The following is a 19985-nucleotide window of genomic DNA, read 5'->3' as shown; positions in this document are numbered from 1 at the left end:
AAATGAAATTATTTTTTTCTTCGATGAGGCGTGAAAAAGGTACGCTTTATTCACTTGTTACCAGGTATTATATTTTCTTTGCGGCAGCAGTTCTGCTGCTCGCTTTCATTGTGGTAAGACTGACTGATGAATCATTGGAAATGGCAAACATTACCATTGATGTAGACAAGATAATAAACAACAAAGAAGCGCTAAAGAGCGAAAAGTATGACAGACTAAGTACCGGAGGAATGCTGGGTAAAGGCAGCTATTTTGAAGTACTTGATGAAGCTGCAAAGGTCATTTACTCAAGCGATAAATCAAAGAGTAATGAATATAGTCCTGAGGTGCTTCAGTTTATTCCGGATGTATCAGGAAATACTTACTATTATCTTGACTCTGTTATTGGAGATGATGGGAAAAACAGGGGATATATCCTAAACAAATATATGGCTGTGACTTCAGATGAGGATGAACAGTTTGGGCTTGGAGGAATAGCTGTTTTTGATGAAGACAGGAATGTTATTTTTCAGAATGAGGGAATAAACATTAAGCATATTTCAGACTCTGAATATAAGATATTGTTCGAGAATGATGAAGATACATATCTTCAGAAATTTGAGTTTACTACAGGTAGCGGTGATGTGAGAACTATGCTGATCCATCAGGATTTCAGCAGTTCTTCTGCAAACAATGCGTACAGGAAAATCTATATGACCGCAATTTTATCCTTCCTGTTTATCCTTTCTATTTTTGTGGTGTTCTTTGTTCTAAATACTGCATTTGCAGTGAGAAAGCCCATAAAAATGCTGCAGAATGCCATGGATGATTTTGGCAGTGGAAATAAGGATGTTGCGATAACCTACTCAGGACCCAAGGAATTTGTACAGATAATGGATTCCTTTAATGAAATGGCAGGGAAACTTGCCACAGCGGAGAGGGAGAAAGAAAAGCTTGAGGAAGAAAGGCAGAAGATTCTTGCTGATATTTCCCATGATTTAAAGACTCCTGTAACAGTAATTCAGGGATATGCCAGAGCAGTAGCAGACGGGTTTGTTCCGGAATCTGAAGTAAATAAGTATCTTGAGACCATCAGCCGAAAATCAGATAACCTTGCTGAACTTATAAATTCTTTTTATGAATATTCAAAACTCGAGCATCCTCAGTTTAGGATCTACAAAAAAGAATGTGATATCTGCGAGTATTTCAGAGAATATCTCGCTATTAAATATAGTGAGCTGGACTTATCAGGATATGAGATGGAGATCAGCATACCTGAAAAGGTGATTAAAAAGAGCATTGATGAAGCACAGCTTAAACGGGTATTTGAAAATATCATCTCTAATTCTGTAAAGTCCAACCCAAAAGGCACCGTAATCTATGCAGGAATGGAAGTGCTTGAGGGTAAGACTGATATAGATAATAAAGTCTATAGAAATGATAATGTCAGCAAAACAGCTGGCAGTGAAAGAGGTAATAAAAATGATAGAATGGCCCAAAACTATGATGACAGAAGTCCCAAGGTAGTTATTTATCTTGGAGATAATGGGGTGGGAGTCCCGGCTGCTATCAGGGATGATGTTTTTAAACCCTTTATAGTCGGAGATGACGCCAGAACCAGCGGGAAAGGAACAGGCCTTGGCCTTGCCATAGCAAAGCAGATCATTGAAGCCCACGGCGGAACAATAAGACTTATGGATGAAAATGAATCAGATTATTCAACAATGTTTGAAATAATATTGTGATGATGGTGGCAAAAGGTCATATTATAGACAAAAACTTGCAATTTTCATATGGATTATTGCTTATGACATTTTAAATAATGTAAAATAAAACTCTGGGCTTGCTTATAGCTCAGAGTTTTTTAGTACAAATAACGAGGGGAATTAATATATTTGGAGGTAATGAAGTTAATGAAAGCAAAATTTTCATCATATCTGGAAAAGCTTGCACCAAGCCTCAAGAAGCTGATTGATGCACTCTCTTCCGATTATGATTATGTAAGCGTTCTTGCAAGTGATTCCAAGGGCTTCTCTATCCAGGCATCACAAAAGAGCAAGGCGATAACAGGTGAAAACATGACAACAGAAAGAGGTTGTGTTGTCAGAGTTTATAAGGATGGACTTTACAGTGAGTATTCTTTTAATAAGCCTGATGTGGATGTGCAGGCCATGGCAGCTAAGCTTAAGACAATTCTCGATGATCAGATAGAAATCCTGAAGAGGACAGGCACAGAAATATTTGATACTGCAAAGCTTGAGGATGAGCCGATTGAAGTCTTCACAGAGATGGAGACAGATGTGATGCCAGAGGATGTTGATCTTGGCGCTCTTATGAAAAAGCTTCAAAGCTACAGTGATAAGGCGGTTTCTCTTAAGGAGTTTATGATCGACGCTCCGGTTTCTGCAAAGTCTACTCATGTTTGTAAGCTTTTCCTTACAAAGAACAGAGATATGCGTCAGAGTTATGTGTATACTGAAGGATCTGTTCTTGCAATCGGTATGAAGAACGGAAGAAATACCATGACAGTTGAGGGCGTATCTGGAAGAACAGGCGCAGGCATACTTGACGGCCTTGAAGAAAAGGTTGAGATTGCAGTAAATGCAGTGGGAGATATGCTCAGTGCTTCTCCTGTTGTTCCCGGGGAATATGAGATTATTACAAGCCCCGAAGTTACAGGACTTATTGCCCATGAAGCCTTTGGCCACGGCGTTGAGATGGATATGTTTGTAAAGAAAAGAGCACTTGGAGCAGAGTATATCGACAAGCGCGTAGGTTCAGATCTTGTATCTATGCATGAAGGTGCAAACTGTGTTGTTGATGTTGCAAGCTATGCCTTTGATGATGAGGGTACTCTTGCCGGTGATGTGACAGAAATAGATCACGGAATTCTTAAGACAGGAGTCTGTGATGCTCTTGCGGCTCTTAGACTTGGAACCAAGCCCACCGGTAATGGAAAGAGAGAAAACTTCGAACACAAGGTTTATACAAGAATGACCAATACCATGTTTGATAGCGGAAGTGATTCCAAGGATGACATGATTGCGTCCGTTAAAAAGGGATATTATCTCGAGGGTATGTTCTCCGGCATGGAGGATCCCAAGCACTGGGGAATCCAGTGTATTGTGGCAAGAGGCCGCGAAATCATAGATGGTAAATTTACAGGAAAAGTAGTGGCACCTGTTGTAATGACTGGTTATGTGCCGGATCTTTTAGGATCAGTTTCCATGGTCAGCACCGACCGTGAATCCTTTGGTAATGGTGGCTGCGGTAAGGGACATAAGGAATGGGTCAAAGTATCTGATGGCGGCCCGTACCTTAAGGCAGTAGCAAGACTTGGATGATTTCATTGATTATAAGGCATATACGAAAGGAAACAAGATGACCGATAAAATTATAGAAATACTCAAGGCATCTTCTGCAGATGGCTTTGAGATTACAGATACAGTAACTCTTGGTTACGAATTTTACTTTATAAAGCATAAGCTTGATCAGAACAGAGTAAGAGACGTTGAACATATAAATGTTAAAGTTTATAAGAAGCTTGATGACGGGAAAATGCTTGGAAGTGCGTCTGGCGAGATATATCCTACACTTTCAGAGGAAGAGATAAAAGATGAGATAGATAAACTCATAGGACGTGCGGAGAACGTAAAGAATCCCTTTTATGAGTTAAATAAACCTGGTGATTTTGAGGCTTCAAAGGAAAGCAATGTTGATGTTTCAAAGATTGCAGAGAACTTTGTTGCTGCAATGAAAGAGCTTCCGGAGACTGACACAGAATACATAAACTCCTATGAGATTTTTGCTGAAAAAAACAAGAGAAGATTTGTCAACTCTGAGGGGATAGATATCACTTTTGAATATCCCTCATCAATGGTTGAAGTCGTTGTCAATGCGAAAGACGATGATCATGAGATAGAGCTCTACAGAATGTACAAGGCAGGAACCTGTGACAAGGAAAACTTAAAGAAGGATATCTCAGAGGTTCTTAAGTACGGAAAGGATAAGCTTATAGCAAAGCCTACACCGAAGCTTTCAAAAGCAGCAGTTGTATTTCCTACAAGTGATGCAGTTCAGATTTACAGCTGGTTTGTAGAAAAGTGTAATGCAGGATTTATCTACAGCAAGTATTCCGATTGGGAAATTGGAAAGGATGTTGCTCCTAAAGCGAAAGGTGACAAGGTTACACTTAAATCAGTGAGAAATCTTCCAAACTCATCCAGGAACTTTGATGTGGACGAAGAAGGTGCTGCTATTTACGACATGACAGTTCTTGAAAACAATGTGCCTCAGACTTTCTTTGGTGGCAGGAGATTCAGATATTATCTGGATATAAAGAATTCATACCTTGCATACAACTTTGATGTAACAGGCGGCAGCAAGACAGCAGAGGAAATCAGAAGCGGTAAATATCTCGAAATAGTAGAGTTTTCTGATTTTGAGGTGGACTCTATTTCTGGTGATATTGCAGGTGAAATCAGACTTGGCTATTACCATGACGGAGATAAGGTGACACCTGTAAGCGGTGGCTCCATATCAGGATGCATGGAGAACTTTATAAATGAAATGTATATGTCAAAAGAGAAAAGACAGTACGATAATTTCAATATTCCGGCTCTCACAAGACTTGAAAATGTTATCGTTACCGGAGTTGAGTAAATAAATGACTTCCTGCGGGCAAAGTAGAAGTGCCCGCAGGAAGAAATTATCAATATTTATACAGTTCGGCAATGTATGCCTTAGGTATATCACCGAATTTCAAGGTCATCTTTTCATCGCCATTTAGAATGCGTCCGGGTTTCCATTCTCCGTTAATGAATTCACCTTCTTCAAGTTTTAAATAATCTGCCTTTTTATCCTCACCTGGCTTTGCTCTGAACTTAAGGGAGCACTCTGTCCCGACAATTATGAACTTATTGGGAGAGAGCTCGAATATGGATACATTTCCAAGAGGATGAGTTGCCATTCTCGGAGAATATGAGATTGCTACATCATAGCTTTCAAAACCGGCAAATACTCCAAAGTCATTTTCACCATGCCTTACAAAGGATTTAAGATGCTCTGTTCCTCTGTATTTAAGATATATTGGCTCCATGTTTTTGATAAGTCCGTAAGCAGCACTGAGTTTTTCCTTACTTCCCGTGATATCAAAGGCTGACGGATCGATATTGAGTGCAATCATCACTTCCATCGGCGGCTTGTCCACTACAGACGGATCAAGCGAAAGCTCCTCAATTCCAAAGGGTGAAAAGCATATTGCATTTTTACCAAAGAAGGAATACAGGCAATATGATGAAGCCACAGCATCCTTGCGGATTTCCGGAATAAACAGGGGATTCTCATCATATGTATATTCATCAATTACATCAGCACAATATGGCACATAAATATCAGGCGCCAGAGCAAAAAGGCTTTTTGCAATTTCCTTCCATATCTTATGAACGCCTCTTACAGGGCCGCCGGTGGGGTAGGAGCCTCTATACCAGGGGTATTGCTTAAGCCAGGCATTTACATAGCATGGAAGATCATATTCCTTTTTACCTGTACTTGCGATTTCCTCCACAGCTTTTGCATAGTAATAAGCCATGAAATATTCTTCTGCATCATCACCAAAAGCTTCCTTCCAGCTTCCTTTGGCATCGTAGATTTTTTCAACAACCTCAGGTATTTTACTGTCAAATGCATCGTTTGCAATCTTGCAATAATCCCTTTCACTGCCGAGTACTCCTATTTCATTTTCAACCTGCATAACAATGACAGTAGACTCTTTTTCATCATATTCTCTGATATGCTTCATGATATTTGAAAAAGCGCTCTTATCCTTTTCAACGGCCTCCCGGCAAAGGGGGGATATGATATTTAGCTTTTCTCCGTTTACCTTTTCTACATGAAAATACTTTTCCTGATCCTTTTTCATCCAGCCCGGAACATACATGGATTCACTGTTTTTCCAAAGTCCAAACCACAGAAAAATCAGCTTCATATCTTCCTTGCGAGCTTTATCAATTATACTGTCAATAAGTGTGAAATCATATTTGCCTTCCTCTTCCTCGATTTGTTCCCAGTAAAGCGGAACTATTACTGAGTTCATGTTGAGTCCGCTTAGCCTTTCCCACACTTCTTTTTCCATGAAATCCATGTTGGATGCGCTGGAGTTGTGAATTTCACCGCTTCTGCAAAAGAACGGTTTATCGTTTACAAAAAGTGTATATATTCCTTTTTCATCCTTCTTTACAACTGGTGTACTCATCCTGTTTCCCTTCCTTGTATAAATAATAATTCTGCTGTCACAGCTTTATCGACGCTTTGCTTTATGGATATTCTATTATTGACCGGTTGTTTGTCTCAATATTAAAATAGTGTTATGAATATAAATATTTTAATGTAATCTATAGAGGTAATTATGATTGAGTCATTTGAAATTATCCCGGGTGAGAGAAAAATGCTTCCGCTTATACTAAGAATGATAGGAATAAATCACCACCAGGAGCCTATAAACAGGCCAAGAGGACTTCCTGTTTATCAGTGGTTTTACTGCTCAGAGGGAATCGGAGAACTAATAATAAATGATGAAAAAAGGATAATAGAGGAGGATACCGGATTTTTTATAAATGCAAATGAAGGTCACAGCTATAAAGGACTCTCTGATAATTTCACTCTTCATTTTATTGGATTTGAAGGGCCGATCTGCAGCATCCTGTTACAGACACTTGGACTTGTAAAATCGGGAACCTATCATCTGCGTTCCCCTGAGGAATTTTGCAAAAAACTGGAAAGTCTTTATCAGATGACAAAACGTGATATACCTGACAAAAAGTATATGTTTTCAGAGATTCTTTACAGTATTCTGGTTCAGCTATCCTTAAATATTTCCATGATAAATGATTTTACCAAAGTTGTTGATTCCCCTCTTGTTAAAGAAATAATGCTGGAGTTGGAAAACCACTATCAGGAGAATATTTCTATCACTGATATCAGTGAAAAACTTGGGAAAACACCTGAATATATCTGTACAATTTTTAAGCACCATATGAATTCTACTATCATTGCTGAACTTACCAAAATCCGAATGATGCACGCACAACATCTGCTTATTGATAATCCTGAGAAAAAGGCCTCAGAAATCGGAGAATTGTGCGGTTTTCAGAGCCCCAGCTATTTTGGCATGGTGTTTAAGAAAATGATGGGAATGACTCCAAATGAATTCAGAATGAGTAAATTAAAGAATTGATGGAACTTTTTTGATAGATGGTTGGTGATTTATAAGCATAGTATCTAAAAAAACACCCTACATTTTTGACATCTTAGTAAAAATGACTAAATTGTATTGACTAAACTACAATATATATCCATAATGTATTACAGAACAACTAATTTCGATAAATTCATATACAAATTTCACAAAAAGCAATACAAGTTGAATACATTTAAATTTAGATCAAGGAAAAACTCAATGCTAATGGGTTAACGTTAACACTGAATAAATATTCAATCAGATCATGTTTTTATGATTATATCTGAGAATATTGCTTTTTGACGAAAAGCAGGAAGATGCTTTTGATAAGACGAAGGCTGATCCTATATATACAGAGAATTTATCGACAATATTTTTCTAAGGAGGGTGAATATGAAAAAGAAGGTTTTAGCAACCTTGCTGGCTACGGTTATGACAGTCAGCATGACAGCATGTGGAGGGTCAGGAAGCTCTTCAGGCGGAACTGCTCCGGAGAGTACAGATTCCGGCAAAACTGAGACGACCACAGAGGATTCTTCCCAAGATACTGCATCAGAAGAAACAGCAGCAGATACTACAGAAGAGAGCAGCGAGCCTGCAGCATCAGGTGAAGGAATTCAGGCTATCTGGAAGTCAGCAGATTCCGAGGCAGATGATGCGGTTCCCGGAGAGAATGATGACAGAGCATTCAAGAAGTTTGATCATGTAGTAGAAGTTCATTACGGCTATCAGGTTAATCCTGTAGATACCACACTTCCTGAGGGTGATGCGGTTGATAATAACCAGTACACAAGATATCTTCTTGATAACTACAACATTAAGATGGTTTGTGACTGGACAGCAGGTAATAATGCAGATTTCCAGCAGAAGGTTTCTCTTGCTATCGCATCTGATTCACTTCCGGATGCAGTTATAGCTCCTAACCGTAATTATCTTGTTCAGGCTGCAAGAGCAGACGAGCTTGCTGATTTGGGTTCAGTATTTAATGATTATGCTTCCAAACAGGTTAAGCAGATTGTAGAGACAACAGGCACGAGAGCATTTGAAAATGCTACGGTTGACGGAACATTCTGTGCACTTCCAAATATCACTGTTGATACAGATGGTGTTTATATTTACTTTATCCGTCAGGACTGGCTTGATAAGCTTGGCCTTGAGGCACCTAAGACAGTAGAAGAGCTTGGCGAAGCAGCTAAGAAATTTAAGGAAGAAGGACTTTCTCCTGATTATTCAATCGCAGGCATAGATGCAGGCGGACGTACATATTCAAACTTCCTTAATTCTTCAAATAACGGATATGGCTTTGATGCCCTTTATCAGGCATTTGATGCAACACCCGGATATTTCCTTAGAAATGATGCAGGTGAGCTTTATTGGGGAACAACAACTGATGAGATGAAGGAAGCTCTTACAACACTTCATGACTGGTATGAGCAGGGTCTTATCAATCCTGAGGTTGGTATCACTACAAACGGCGATAATGCAAACGGTGTTAAGAACGGTACCTGTGGTATCTTCATGGGACCTTGGTGGTCACTTGGATACGGCAATGGCGATTCCTTCAGAAATGATCCTAATGCTGACTGGCAGGCTTATCCTCTTTACAACAATAAGGGTGAGTGGAACATTCACATGAAGGATATCGGAACCACATACACAATGGTAAATAAGAATGCTTCTGATGATGTTAAGCAGGCTGTTATCATTGCTAACAACGTACTTGTAAGAGATGAGTCAATATTTGATACATCCGTGGCTATTGACTGGTATCCGCTTAGAAATACCATGGCAGCAGCAGATGAGTGCGAATACGAATATGAAGCTTTGATGAGTATTCTTAAAGGTGAGACTTCTGTTGAAGATTATCAGCAGGGCGGCTCCAAGTTCAACGGACTTTACAAGAATCTTGCAAATGATGCTGCTACACTTTCAGAGGTTATATCCCCTGATTACGATCCCAACAATGAGCTTCATGTAACAGATATGGATGTTATGACAAACAACGGCCAGTTCAATCGTTTCTATGCTATTTTCATAGGCGACCGTCCATATGCTACCGTTACACCTGACAAGAAGATCTATTCAGAACTTTATTACACAATCGATGGTATGGATACATACTGGACAACAGTATCTGATCTTGAGGATGCAGAAATTCTTAAGTTCATCACAGGTGCAAGAAGTCTTGATGAGTGGGATCAGTTCTGCTCAGATTGGCATGTTCAGGGTGGTGATCAGATTCTTGAGTTGGTTGATGAGTTTTTGAAATAATCCAGAATGCTTAATTAACCATTACTAAAGTTAGTCCGAGGCATTCCGGCAAAGAATTGCCGGGATGCCTTTTTAATTCAATAGAAATTCCTTCGGATTTTCTATTGAATAAAAAGCGCTCCGCTATGGGGATGCGCATTAGAGCGCAGAGCACTTGACGAGATTGTAATTACATAAAGGGGGTAATTGATTTGGCAGAAAAGAAATCTTCAGCAAAAGGAAGGACGCGCAGCAACGGTATAGCATACTGGATAATGGTAATTCCGGGATATATATGGTTGTTTATGTTTTCCATAGTACCTATGGTGGGTATCATAATGGCGTTTCAGGACTATAACCCCAGCAAGGGCTGGTTTGGATCAAAATGGGTAGGATTTAAATGGTTCGAATACCTGCTGGTTATACCTGATGCAAAGAGGGCGCTGGCGAACACTCTTATCATCGCTATATCTAAGGTGGTACTCAATATCGTGATACCCCTTATATTTGCACTTCTCTTAAATGAGATAAGGAATATGAAATTCAAGAAAACCGTGCAGACGATAGTTTACCTGCCTCATTTCATCTCATGGGTTATTCTGGCAAATATTGTCACAAATATGCTTGGTTCCAGCGGTATTTTGAATCTGATAATAAAGACCTTCGGAGGTGAACCCATACTTTTGATGACAATGCCTAAGACCTTCAGGCAGCTTCTTATCGGAACCGATGTATGGAAGGAATTCGGATATAACGCTGTTATTTACCTTGCAGCTCTCACAGGAATAGATCCTACATTATATGAAGCTGCAGCAATAGACGGATCCAGTAAATGGCAGTCTGTATGGCACATCACTATTCCCGGTCTGATCCCGACAATAGTACTTCTTACTACTCTTGCAATGGGTAATGTTTTAAATGCAGGTTTTGATCAGGTATTTAATATGTACAACTCACTGGTTATGGAAACCGGTGATATTCTCGATACTTATGTTTACAGAATAGGTATCACCAACATGCAGTTCTCACTTGCAACCGCAGCAGGTCTGTTTAAATCTGTTGTAAGCTTTATTTTGGTTGTGACATCTTATGTTCTGGCAAATAAGTATGCCGATTACAATATCTTCTAAGGGGGTTGCTGAATATGAATATGATCGAAAGTAAATCTCTGGGAAGTAAGATTTTCAAAATTTTTAATTACACATTGCTTACAATACTTGCCTTTAGTTGCCTGTATCCTTTGTGGTACACATTATGTGTATCTTTGTCGAACAAACTGGCAGCAGAGGGAGGTCTTGTTACTTTTTATCCTATAGGACTGACGGCAGCGACCTATAAGCTTATCATGAATGACGGTGCCTTCTGGAATTCCTTCAGAATTTCCATTATAAGAGTTGTTCTTGGTACGATATGGTCGATGGTTGCCATGATCATGATGGCGTACCCGCTTTCAAAGTCAAACAAGGTGTGGAAACCTAGAGGAATCCTTATGTGGATTCTGGTGTTCTGCATGCTTTTTAACGGTGGTACAATTCCGTGGTTTATTACAGTGAAAAATTATGGTCTTATTGATACTATGGCTGCACTGGTATTTGCAGGTTCAGTGCCGGTTTTCAATGTGCTCCTTCTGATGAATTTCTTCAGAAATCTTCCTTCAGATCTTGAGGAGGCAGCAGCAATTGACGGCGCAGGTCCCTGGCGTATACTCTGGCAGATCATCGTGCCTTGTTCAAAGCCTATAATCGCAACTGTAGTGCTCTTTGTTTCAGTAGGATACTGGAACGAGTATTTCCAGGGATTGGTTTTGATGAATAAGGAAACGAATTATCCGCTGCAGACATACATAAGACAGATATCCGTTCAGATACCTGTTGGAGTAACTCTTACAGCAGAGCAGTATCAGCAGTTGTCTCAGAATTCAAACAAATCATTGGAGGCTGCAAAGGTATTCATATCTATGGTGCCTATGCTTATAGTTTATCCTTTCCTGCAGAAATACTTTGTTACAGGTATCACAATAGGTGCAGTAAAGGGCTGATATGAAGGATTATTCTTAGGGAAGGGAATGACAAAATGAAATTTATAGATGGAAACTGGCTCATGGCCGACGGTATAAAGCCGGGATATGGTTTTAATATATTTGATTACGATATGACAGAGGACTCACTTACATTCTATCTGGCTGAAAGACCGGGTATGGACAGGCATACGGCGGTATCCTTACCATATGATACTGAGACGATCACTTCACCCATGGAAGGAGTTATAAAAGTAAATCTTGTCCACTTTGCCGGACAGGTTGGAAAAGTGCCTGCATTTAACATCAATGAGCAGCCGGTGAATCCGAAAGTCAGCTATGAAAATAATGAGTTTTCCTTTAAGACAGGCGGCCTTGAAATGAAGGCTGCCCGCACGGAACCATTTGATATCCTCTTTTATGGGGACGGGAAGCTTTTGACTTCCTCAGGAACGAGATCCATGGCACATATGGAGGATGTAAAAAATGGTAAGACCTACATGACAGATGAACTAAGACTTAATGTAGGTGATATGGTTTATGGACTTGGAGAGCATTTCACGAATTTTGTTAAGAATGGTCAGAGTGTTGATATTTGGAATGAGGATGGCGGGTCAGGCACATGGCAGGCCTATAAGAATATTCCTTTTTATATCACAAGTTCAGGCTATGGCGTATTTATAAATACTCCCGGCAGAGTATCACTTGAGATAGAGTCACAGAGAAACTTTAAAGTAGCGCTGTCTGTTCCCGGAGAGGAACTGGAGTATTTCATAATATATGGAGGAACTCCAAAGGGTGTTATTGAAAAGTATACAGCTCTCACCGGAAGACCTCCCATGGTTCCTGCATGGACAATGGGATTGTGGCTTTCAACATCATTTACGACAGAATATGACGAAGAGACTGTTACCAGCTTTATTCAGGGAATGGCAGATAGAAAGATTCCCTTGAGAGTATTCCACTTTGACTGTTTTTGGATGAGAGAAAACGAGTGGTGTAATTTCAAGTGGGATGAGAGATTTTTCCCCAATCCTCCTGAGATGTTAAAGAGACTAAAGAGCAGGGGAGTTAACATCTGTGTATGGATAAATTCCTACATAGGTCAGAAATCCTATCTTTTCAAAGAAGGAAAAGAGAACGGGTATCTGTTAAAACGTCCTGACGGAACGGTCTGGCAAAATGATGACTGGCAGGCAGGAAAAGCCATAGTGGATTTCACTAACCCTGATGCAGTTAAGTGGTACAAGGAAAAGCTTCGTGAGCTTCTCAAAATGGGTGTTGATGCATTCAAGACTGACTTTGGTGAGAGAATACCCACAGATGTAGAGTATTTTGATCACTCTGATCCTGAGCGTATGCATAACTACTATACATATCTGTATAACAAGGCAGTTTATGAAGTTATACAGGAGGAAAAGGGCGAAAAAGAAGCTGTACTTTTTGCCAGAAGTGCCACAACAGGCTGCCAGCAGTTCCCGGTTCACTGGGGAGGAGACTGTTTCTCCAATTATCAGGCAATGGCTGAAACCCTCCGCGGCGGACTGTCACTCGGACTTGGCGGATTTGGTTATTGGAGTCATGATATAGGAGGCTTCGAAGCCACAAGTACTGAGGATGTTTATAAGCGCTGGATTCAGTTCGGACTTTTATCCTCACACAGCCGTCTCCATGGAAGCGGCTCCTACAGAGTACCGTGGAACTATAGTGATGAGGCCTGTGATGTTCTTAGAACCTTTGTAAATCTGAAGATGAGGCTCATGCCTTACCTTTATCTGACAGCAAAGGATGCAAGTGAGCACGGTTATCCTATGATGAGAGCAATGTTCCTGGAATTCCCCGAGGACAGAAACTGTAAAGTGCTGGACAGACAGTATATGCTGGGTGAAAACATCCTTGTGGCCCCGATTTTTAATGATCAGGGAATTGGAGAGTACTACCTTCCTGATGGTACCTGGACCCATCTTATTTCCGGAGAAAAGAGAGAGGGTGGTAAGTGGTATACAGAGAAGTATGATTACTTCAGCCTGCCACTTTTCGCAAGACAGGGCTCAATAATTCCGTTTGGTGCGGATGAGACCAGGCCGGACTACGACTTTGAAGATGGAGTAACCTTCAGAATATTCCCTACTGATGAAGAAAAAGAAGTGACCTGCACTCTCGTAAAGCAGGATCAGACTTCAGGCTGCTCACTGACCGTGAGATTTAAGAAAGACAGTATAAGCTATAGCTATAAAGCAGAGGGAGAAAAGAAACCATACAAACTTCAGATTGGAGAGAAAGTGATAACTCCGGAATCTGATGAAGGAACAATAGAATTGTAATTACGAAAAGGCGCAGCTATAGGAGGTTGCGCCTTTTGTTGCAGTTTATATAGATTTTATGCAAGATTAAAGTGTCATGGGACAAGACTGATGGAGTATATAGATATGAAGTTTACGCTACATATTGCGGAAAGAAGTTCCCCAAAAAGCCTACAAAGACTACAAAATCAACCTCAGTCACAATCAAGAAGATTGACTTTACTAAGAACTTCAAGCTATATGTGAAGGCTTATGACAGCAACGGAAATGTAGTAGGTAACAGCGTACATACCCACTTTGCAGGAAAAGACCATGAAAAGTACAAGAACCCTAAGGACATAAAGCTTGGTGCAAAGACCATAACTCTTGACAAGGGACAGAGTACTAAGATCAAGGCATCAGTTAAGATGGAGAATGGCAAAAAGAAGGCTCTTCCTGATGACCATGTAGCAAAACTCCGCTATAGATCAAACAATCAAAATGTAGCGAAAGTAGACAGCAAGGGCAATGTCACAGCAGTTGGAACCGGAACCTGCACAGTATATGTATATGCAAAGAACGGCTTTGCTAAGAAGGTTGCAGTGACGGTCAACTGATATGTCTGATTTAGGATAAGTTTGTAATGGCAACTAACCAATTAGTGTAATTGAGAACTAAATAATTGCGAGGGCCTCCCTTTAGCTATAGTCTGGAATTCCGGATACGAAGCTAAGGGGAGGCACTTTTTCTATAAAGAAATTAATTGTTATTGAATCATATTCTAGCAACGCATTGACAAAATAAATTTATTTGTGTATTGTCATATCAGGTCAGACGACCATATAGGTATCCGGGTATTCACCCACTTATACCCTGTCTGGTTCGGTGGTTTTTGTTGTTTATCGGTATGTAAAGGAGTTTGGTGTCCGCCCCGCATTGTCTGATTGCCAGAAGTGTATGGAAGGTTCCATGCGCCAGTGTATCGACAAAGGAAAACGGTTTCTTTTCTGCGGAAGCCTCCGCGGGAAAGACATATGCTGTCGGAGACTTTGGACGCGAAAGCTTTCAAAGCGTTGGGAGTGGGTAATGTCCCCTATTCCTCCGGCAGCCGATTAGAAGAAGATGAATATGAGGAGGTAATGACAGATGAAACAGAAAATGAAACAGTGGTTAGGCGCTTTGCTCAGTATAGCGCTGATACTGGGCTTGATGCCTGGCATGAGCCTGACGGCGTATGCGGCCGGAGCGTATAATGACTATCTGGTAACTACAGATGCTAATAAAAATAAAAGCGGCGATGATCTGACGGCGTTGCAGGTGAAATTCAACGAGAAGCCATGGTATATCATCGCAGACAATTCTACAGCGGTGAATGCAGGTACCGTAACGCTGCTGGCAGCGGACACGAGCTTTGGAACGTCGGCGTTTGATCCAACTGACCCATATAGCAAAGCTTACAGCGAATCGACCGTGAAGAGCAAGCTTGATGCACTCACCGCAGAAGGTGATTCTTTTGCGGGTGTAAAAGATGCCATAGTAGAACCTGATTTGAGGGATGTTAATGTTACTGGAGCAAAGCTGTATTTGCTGAGCACAGATGAGGCGGAAAATGTGCCTGTGAATGTCCGAAAGTTCAGAAACAACTGGTGGCTCCGCTCGCCCGGTAGGGATGATGCTAATGCGGCGTTTGTGGGCTGCGGGGCCGGGGATGTCTACGCTATTGGTCACTATGTCGTCGACGAGTTTGGTGTCCGCCCCGCTTTAAAGCTCAATCTGGCATCTGTCATCTTCTCATCTGAATCAAAAGAATTTTCGCTGAAGCCGGCGGGATATAGTGTGATTTTTTTCGACGGTGCGAATGCAACAACAAGCGGCGGGGCAACGAGCCAGACCGGGCTGATAGGCGCTATGACCACAGTGACCTATACGGCGAACACCGGATATTACTTTGCGGAGTTTACTGATATTACTGACAATGGTATTACTGCCACAAGAACGAGTAGTAAGGTTGTAACGGTTTCGGGTACGCCGACTTCGGATGCGACCATCACGGTTCCGGACGCAGTGGAGAAGACAGCGGCCACTGTTACAAAGGCTCCGACAGCCAAGTCTCTGACCTACACCGGACAGGCTCAGGGGCTTGTAAACGCAGGTGAGGCGGAAAATGGCACAATGCAGTACGCCCTCGGTACAGCGACCGAAGCCACACAGCCTTATACCACATCCATCCCTACAGCCACCGACGCCGGAACCTATTATGTTTGGTACAAAGCAGTGGGGGATTCTATGCACTCAGATAGCGCAGTGGCTTTCGTTAAAGTAACTATAAGAAGACCGGAACCGGCTCGGATTACACACACAGTTACCTTCAAAGTGGCGAATGGTGCATGGAATGACGGTACAACAACTGATAAGACTGTAATACTTAATGGATATGCAGGAGGTACACTAAAGCTTAATGCTGATCAGATTCCAGCAGTTGGCGATAAGCCCGGAGATAATTACAAAGAAGGAAGTTGGGATCAAACTCCTGATACAAGTAAAGCAATTGCCACTGACGTAATTTTTACTTATACATATGCGGTAAAAGAAACCAACAATGAGAATCCTGAAGACCCGGCTAACAATAATGAGAATCCTGAAGACACGGCTAACAATAATGAGAATCCTGAAGACACGGCTAACAATAATGAGAATTCTGAGGAACCGGCTGACAATAATGAAAACCCTGATGAATCTGCTAACAATAAAGAAAATCCCAAAGAATCAGGTAACAACACTGGTGCTACTGAAGTAACAAGTGAAGTAGTTCAGGAGGTTGATACAACCAAAACTATTGAAAAAAGAATGTCAGACAGATCAGATCTGTTCTCAACTTACGCGTATGGGTATATAGATGAACCTATAAAAACAGCTGATTTTAATTCGGGTCTTAAGATATCCCAGAAAAAAGGAAAAATCAAAGTATCCTGGGATAAGACAGAGGGCGTGGATAAATATGAAGTATATGTAGCTTATTGTGGAAAACAGTTCTCAAAAAAGCCTATAAAGACTACTAAGTCTACCTCAGTCACAATCAAAAAGATAAAAAGTAAGAAGATTGATTTTACAAAGAATTTCAAACTCTATGTAAAAGCTTATGACAGTAATGGTAATTTAGTTGGAAGCAGTATACATGCACATTTTGTAGGAAAGGATAATGACAAGTATAAAAATCCTAAAGAAATAAAACTTTTTACAAAAACTTTAAACCTTAATAAAGGACAAATCGCGCAGGTTAAGGCATCCGTAAAGATGGAGAGCGGAAAGAAAAAGGCTCTTCCGGACGATCATGTGGCAGAATTTCGTTACAGATCAAATAATGAAAATGTAGCAAAGGTAGACAAAAAGGGTAATGTCACAGCTGTTGGCTCCGGAACCTGCACAGTCTATGTATACGCCAGGAATGGTCTTGCAAAGAAGGTATCTGTGACAGTTAACTGATATGCCTGGTTCATTGACAAAACCATAGGATACTGTAAGAAATATGAGATTGAAAAAGCAGTAAATATGGCAATTACAAATATGCCAGATGATTTTATGGAAGAATTACTAAAACATTAATAGATTACTCTTAGGATAGTCCTTGGTATATATTGGATTTATATATTTTTTTAGCAGGATGATGATAGATAAATGGCGGATTTGACAAGGATAATATGAGCCTTGCCAGGTTCGCCTGTCTTTTATGCTTTGGTATGGTGCAGAAATCATATTGTCGACTGACTTGTAATTTTTGACGTTTACGTTTATTATTTTTGGATGAATATATTTCTTATTATGAGGGTAAAAAGATGAAGAATTTCGGGCAGTCGTTTAAGATGACACAGACAGGGTTCCTTACATCAAAATCAGGAAAGACCTTTATCCGGATTTATTTTACAAGACCCAGGAACCTTAGAGAGAATGATACAGCAGAAGGGATTATTCCCGGTTATAAGATTCTTAAGTCCGACGGCTTTAAAGAGGATGAAATCGCTGCGCTCGAATTCTATATCAAGCATAACCGTGAGGAAATAGTGAAAAGGGCCAGAGAGCTCAGCAATCCACTTAAATGGCTGTGAGCACCTGACGAGGTGTTCTCGAGTCAAATTAATAATAAAGAAGAGGTAACCTATATGGCATTAATTAAGAAACCGGTGACAGGCATGAAAGACATTCTTCCTGAGGAGATGAAGCTCAGGGACTATGTTATTGGAGTTATCAAGGAGACCTATGCCGGGTTTGGATTTACATCTATTGATACCCCCTGTGTTGAATCACTTGCTAACCTGAACAGTAAGCAGGGCGGAGAGAATGAAAAACTGATCTTCAAGATTATGAAGAGAGGTGAGAAGCTTAAGCTTGAATCGGCTAAGGAGGAAAATGATCTTACTGATTCAGGACTTCGCTATGATCTGACAGTTCCGCTTGTAAGATATTATTCAAATCATCAGAATGAGCTGCCTTCACCTTTTAAGGCACTTCAGATGGGCTACGTGTGGAGAGCAGACAGACCTCAGAAGGGTAGATATCGTCAGTTTATGCAGTGTGATATTGATATCCTTGGCGAACCTACAAACCTCGCTGAAATTGAGCTTATCCTTGCAACCACAACTACTCTTGGAAGACTTGGATTTAAGGGCTTCCAGATAAGAATAAATGAGAGACGTATGCTCAAGGCCATGGCGGCTTACAGCGGATTCCCCGAGGAGAGCTATGATTCTGTTTTCATAACTCTTGATAAGATGGATAAGATTGGACTTGAGGGTGTTGCAGAGGAACTGGAGAAGGACGGCTTTTCCAAGGAGAGTATTGATAAGTACCTTAATCTTTTCAAGAACGTGGAAGGAAAGGGCGCAATTGACGGCATAAGATTCCTTGCAGATGAACTTGGTGACTTCCTTGATAGTGACGTAAAGAACAATCTCGAAGAGATTATCTCAAGTGTGGATTCCACTAAGAGTGCTGAATTTGAGCTTGTTTTTGATCCTACACTTGTTCGCGGAATGTCATATTATACAGGCACAATTTATGAGGTTGCTATGCCTCAGTATGGCGGAAGCTGTGGAGGCGGCGGACGTTATGACAAGATGGTAGGTAAATTTACAGGCCAGGATACACCGGCCTGCGGTTTCTCAATCGGATTTGAACGAATCATCATGATCATGATGGATGAGGGCTTCAAGATTCCTGATGAGAAGGACAAGGTGGCATTTCTTGTTGAGAAAGGCATCGGAGGAGATCAGCTTTCAGAGATTATTTCTGAGGCTCAGAAAGAAAGAGCCAATGGTAAACAGGTTCTGGTGGTCAGAATGAATAAAAACAAGAAGTTCCAGAAGGAACAGCTTACCAGCCAGGGCTATAATGACTTTAAGGATTTCTATAAGACAGAACTTAAACACTAATGTATGTAAATTAATTGCCGGATGAGGTTCCTCATCTGGCAATTTGCACGATATGAAACAAAAATAGTTTCCAATTGGAAACGGAAAGGCAGCATTGTCATAAATGTCAAAATTTAAAGCAGTAATATTTGATCTGGATGGTACACTTTTATATACTCTGGAAGATTTGAAAAACAGTGTAAACTATGCCTTGGCCAGGCATGGGATGGAAACCTGTACGCTTGGAGAAATCCAGTACAGAGTAGGAAACGGTGTTCAAAAGCTTATGGAAAGATGTGTCCCTGATGGACTTTCAAATCCGGAATTTGAAGATACTTTTCAGGACTTTAAAAATCATTATAAAATACATTGTAATGATAACAGCGGCCCTTATGAAGGGATTCCTGAAGTTCTAAAAAAACTTAAGAAAAACGGATATAAGCTGGCTATAGTCTCGAATAAGTTTATGGATGCCACAAAAGAGCTTGCTGATCTGTATTTTAAGGATACTATTGACGTTGCCATAGGAGAGACTAAGGATATTCGAAAAAAACCGGCTCCGGATACAGTAATTGAGGCAATGAAAATTCTTGGAGTAACTTCGGATGAATGTATATATGTTGGAGATTCCGACGTGGATATAAATACAGCGAAGAATTCCCAAATGCCCTGTATAAGCGTGGCATGGGGATTCAGAACCAGGCAGGAGCAGATAGATGCAGGTGGAACAATTTTTGCTGAGAAACCTGACGATATTTTTGGTATAGTAGAAGGTAACAGATAATTTTTGAAATTCTATCAAAGAATATAAGACC

Annotated in this window: 14 protein-coding genes; 13 read left to right on the top strand and 1 reads right to left on the bottom strand. The window is 40.7% G+C overall.

Annotated features, from left to right (window positions below; all coding sequences use genetic code 11):
* Nucleotides 1-2 precede the first annotated feature (2 nt).
* From G622_RS22175 to G622_RS0107980, 3 genes are all read left to right on the top strand, one after another.
* Nucleotides 3-1724: a HAMP domain-containing sensor histidine kinase gene (locus G622_RS22175; protein WP_049945748.1), complete on the top strand. Its 1722-nt coding sequence runs from the start codon at nt 3-5 to the stop codon at nt 1722-1724.
* Nucleotides 1725-1892: 168 nt separating this feature from the next.
* Nucleotides 1893-3323: a TldD/PmbA family protein gene (locus G622_RS0107985; protein ID WP_026510272.1), complete on the top strand. Its 1431-nt coding sequence runs from the start codon at nt 1893-1895 to the stop codon at nt 3321-3323.
* Between the two features lie 37 nt (nt 3324-3360).
* Complete coding sequence (locus G622_RS0107980; RefSeq protein WP_026510271.1) at nt 3361-4641, top strand: metallopeptidase TldD-related protein; 1281 nt, start codon at nt 3361-3363, stop codon at nt 4639-4641.
* A 49-nt stretch (nt 4642-4690) separates the two neighbouring features.
* On the opposite strand, the gene G622_RS0107975 is transcribed toward G622_RS0107980, so the two are convergent.
* Nucleotides 4691-6232: a DUF5597 domain-containing protein gene (locus tag G622_RS0107975; protein ID WP_026510270.1), complete on the bottom strand. Its 1542-nt coding sequence runs from the start codon at nt 6230-6232 to the stop codon at nt 4691-4693.
* A gap of 153 nt (nt 6233-6385) precedes the next feature.
* Here G622_RS0107975 and G622_RS0107970 point away from each other — a divergent pair, with 153 nt between their 5' ends.
* The 10 genes from G622_RS0107970 (at nt 6386) to G622_RS0107925 (ending at nt 19954) form a co-directional block, all read left to right on the top strand.
* Entirely contained in the window at nt 6386-7213 is an 828-nt protein-coding gene (locus G622_RS0107970; protein WP_026510269.1) for an AraC family transcriptional regulator, read from the top strand.
* 396 nt (nt 7214-7609) lie between these two features.
* Nucleotides 7610-9487, top strand: coding sequence for an extracellular solute-binding protein (locus tag G622_RS0107965; RefSeq protein ID WP_026510268.1), 1878 nt, complete (start codon nt 7610-7612; stop codon nt 9485-9487).
* A 191-nt stretch (nt 9488-9678) separates the two neighbouring features.
* Nucleotides 9679-10596, top strand: a complete 918-nt coding sequence (locus G622_RS0107960; protein ID WP_330363585.1) for an ABC transporter permease — start codon at nt 9679-9681, stop codon at nt 10594-10596.
* Between the two features lie 14 nt (nt 10597-10610).
* Nucleotides 10611-11504, top strand: coding sequence for a carbohydrate ABC transporter permease (locus G622_RS0107955; protein WP_242832982.1), 894 nt, complete (start codon nt 10611-10613; stop codon nt 11502-11504).
* Between the two features lie 35 nt (nt 11505-11539).
* The gene (yicI, locus tag G622_RS22170; RefSeq protein WP_044957334.1) at nt 11540-13807 is read left to right on the top strand and encodes an alpha-xylosidase; all 2268 of its coding nucleotides are present in this window, start codon (nt 11540-11542) and stop codon (nt 13805-13807) included.
* A gap of 71 nt (nt 13808-13878) precedes the next feature.
* On the top strand, nt 13879-14382 hold the full coding sequence (locus G622_RS0107945; RefSeq protein WP_026510265.1) for an Ig-like domain-containing protein: 504 nt from the start codon (nt 13879-13881) through the stop codon (nt 14380-14382).
* A gap of 529 nt (nt 14383-14911) precedes the next feature.
* Nucleotides 14912-17248, top strand: a complete 2337-nt coding sequence (locus G622_RS24500) for an Ig-like domain-containing protein (RefSeq protein WP_026510264.1) — start codon at nt 14912-14914, stop codon at nt 17246-17248.
* Between the two features lie 350 nt (nt 17249-17598).
* On the top strand, nt 17599-17868 hold the full coding sequence (locus tag G622_RS0107935) for a hypothetical protein (RefSeq protein WP_026510263.1): 270 nt from the start codon (nt 17599-17601) through the stop codon (nt 17866-17868).
* A gap of 54 nt (nt 17869-17922) precedes the next feature.
* Nucleotides 17923-19191, top strand: a complete 1269-nt coding sequence (hisS, locus tag G622_RS0107930; protein WP_026510262.1) for a histidine--tRNA ligase — start codon at nt 17923-17925, stop codon at nt 19189-19191.
* A 103-nt stretch (nt 19192-19294) separates the two neighbouring features.
* Nucleotides 19295-19954, top strand: a complete 660-nt coding sequence (locus tag G622_RS0107925; protein WP_026510261.1) for an HAD family hydrolase — start codon at nt 19295-19297, stop codon at nt 19952-19954.
* Nucleotides 19955-19985: the final 31 nt, after the last annotated feature.

The organism is Butyrivibrio sp. LC3010 (assembly GCF_000424385.1).
In the GTDB taxonomy this organism is placed as follows: domain Bacteria; phylum Bacillota; class Clostridia; order Lachnospirales; family Lachnospiraceae; genus Butyrivibrio.
Note: the sequence above shows the minus strand (reverse complement) of the source record. Positions and strands in the feature narration are given on the sequence as shown.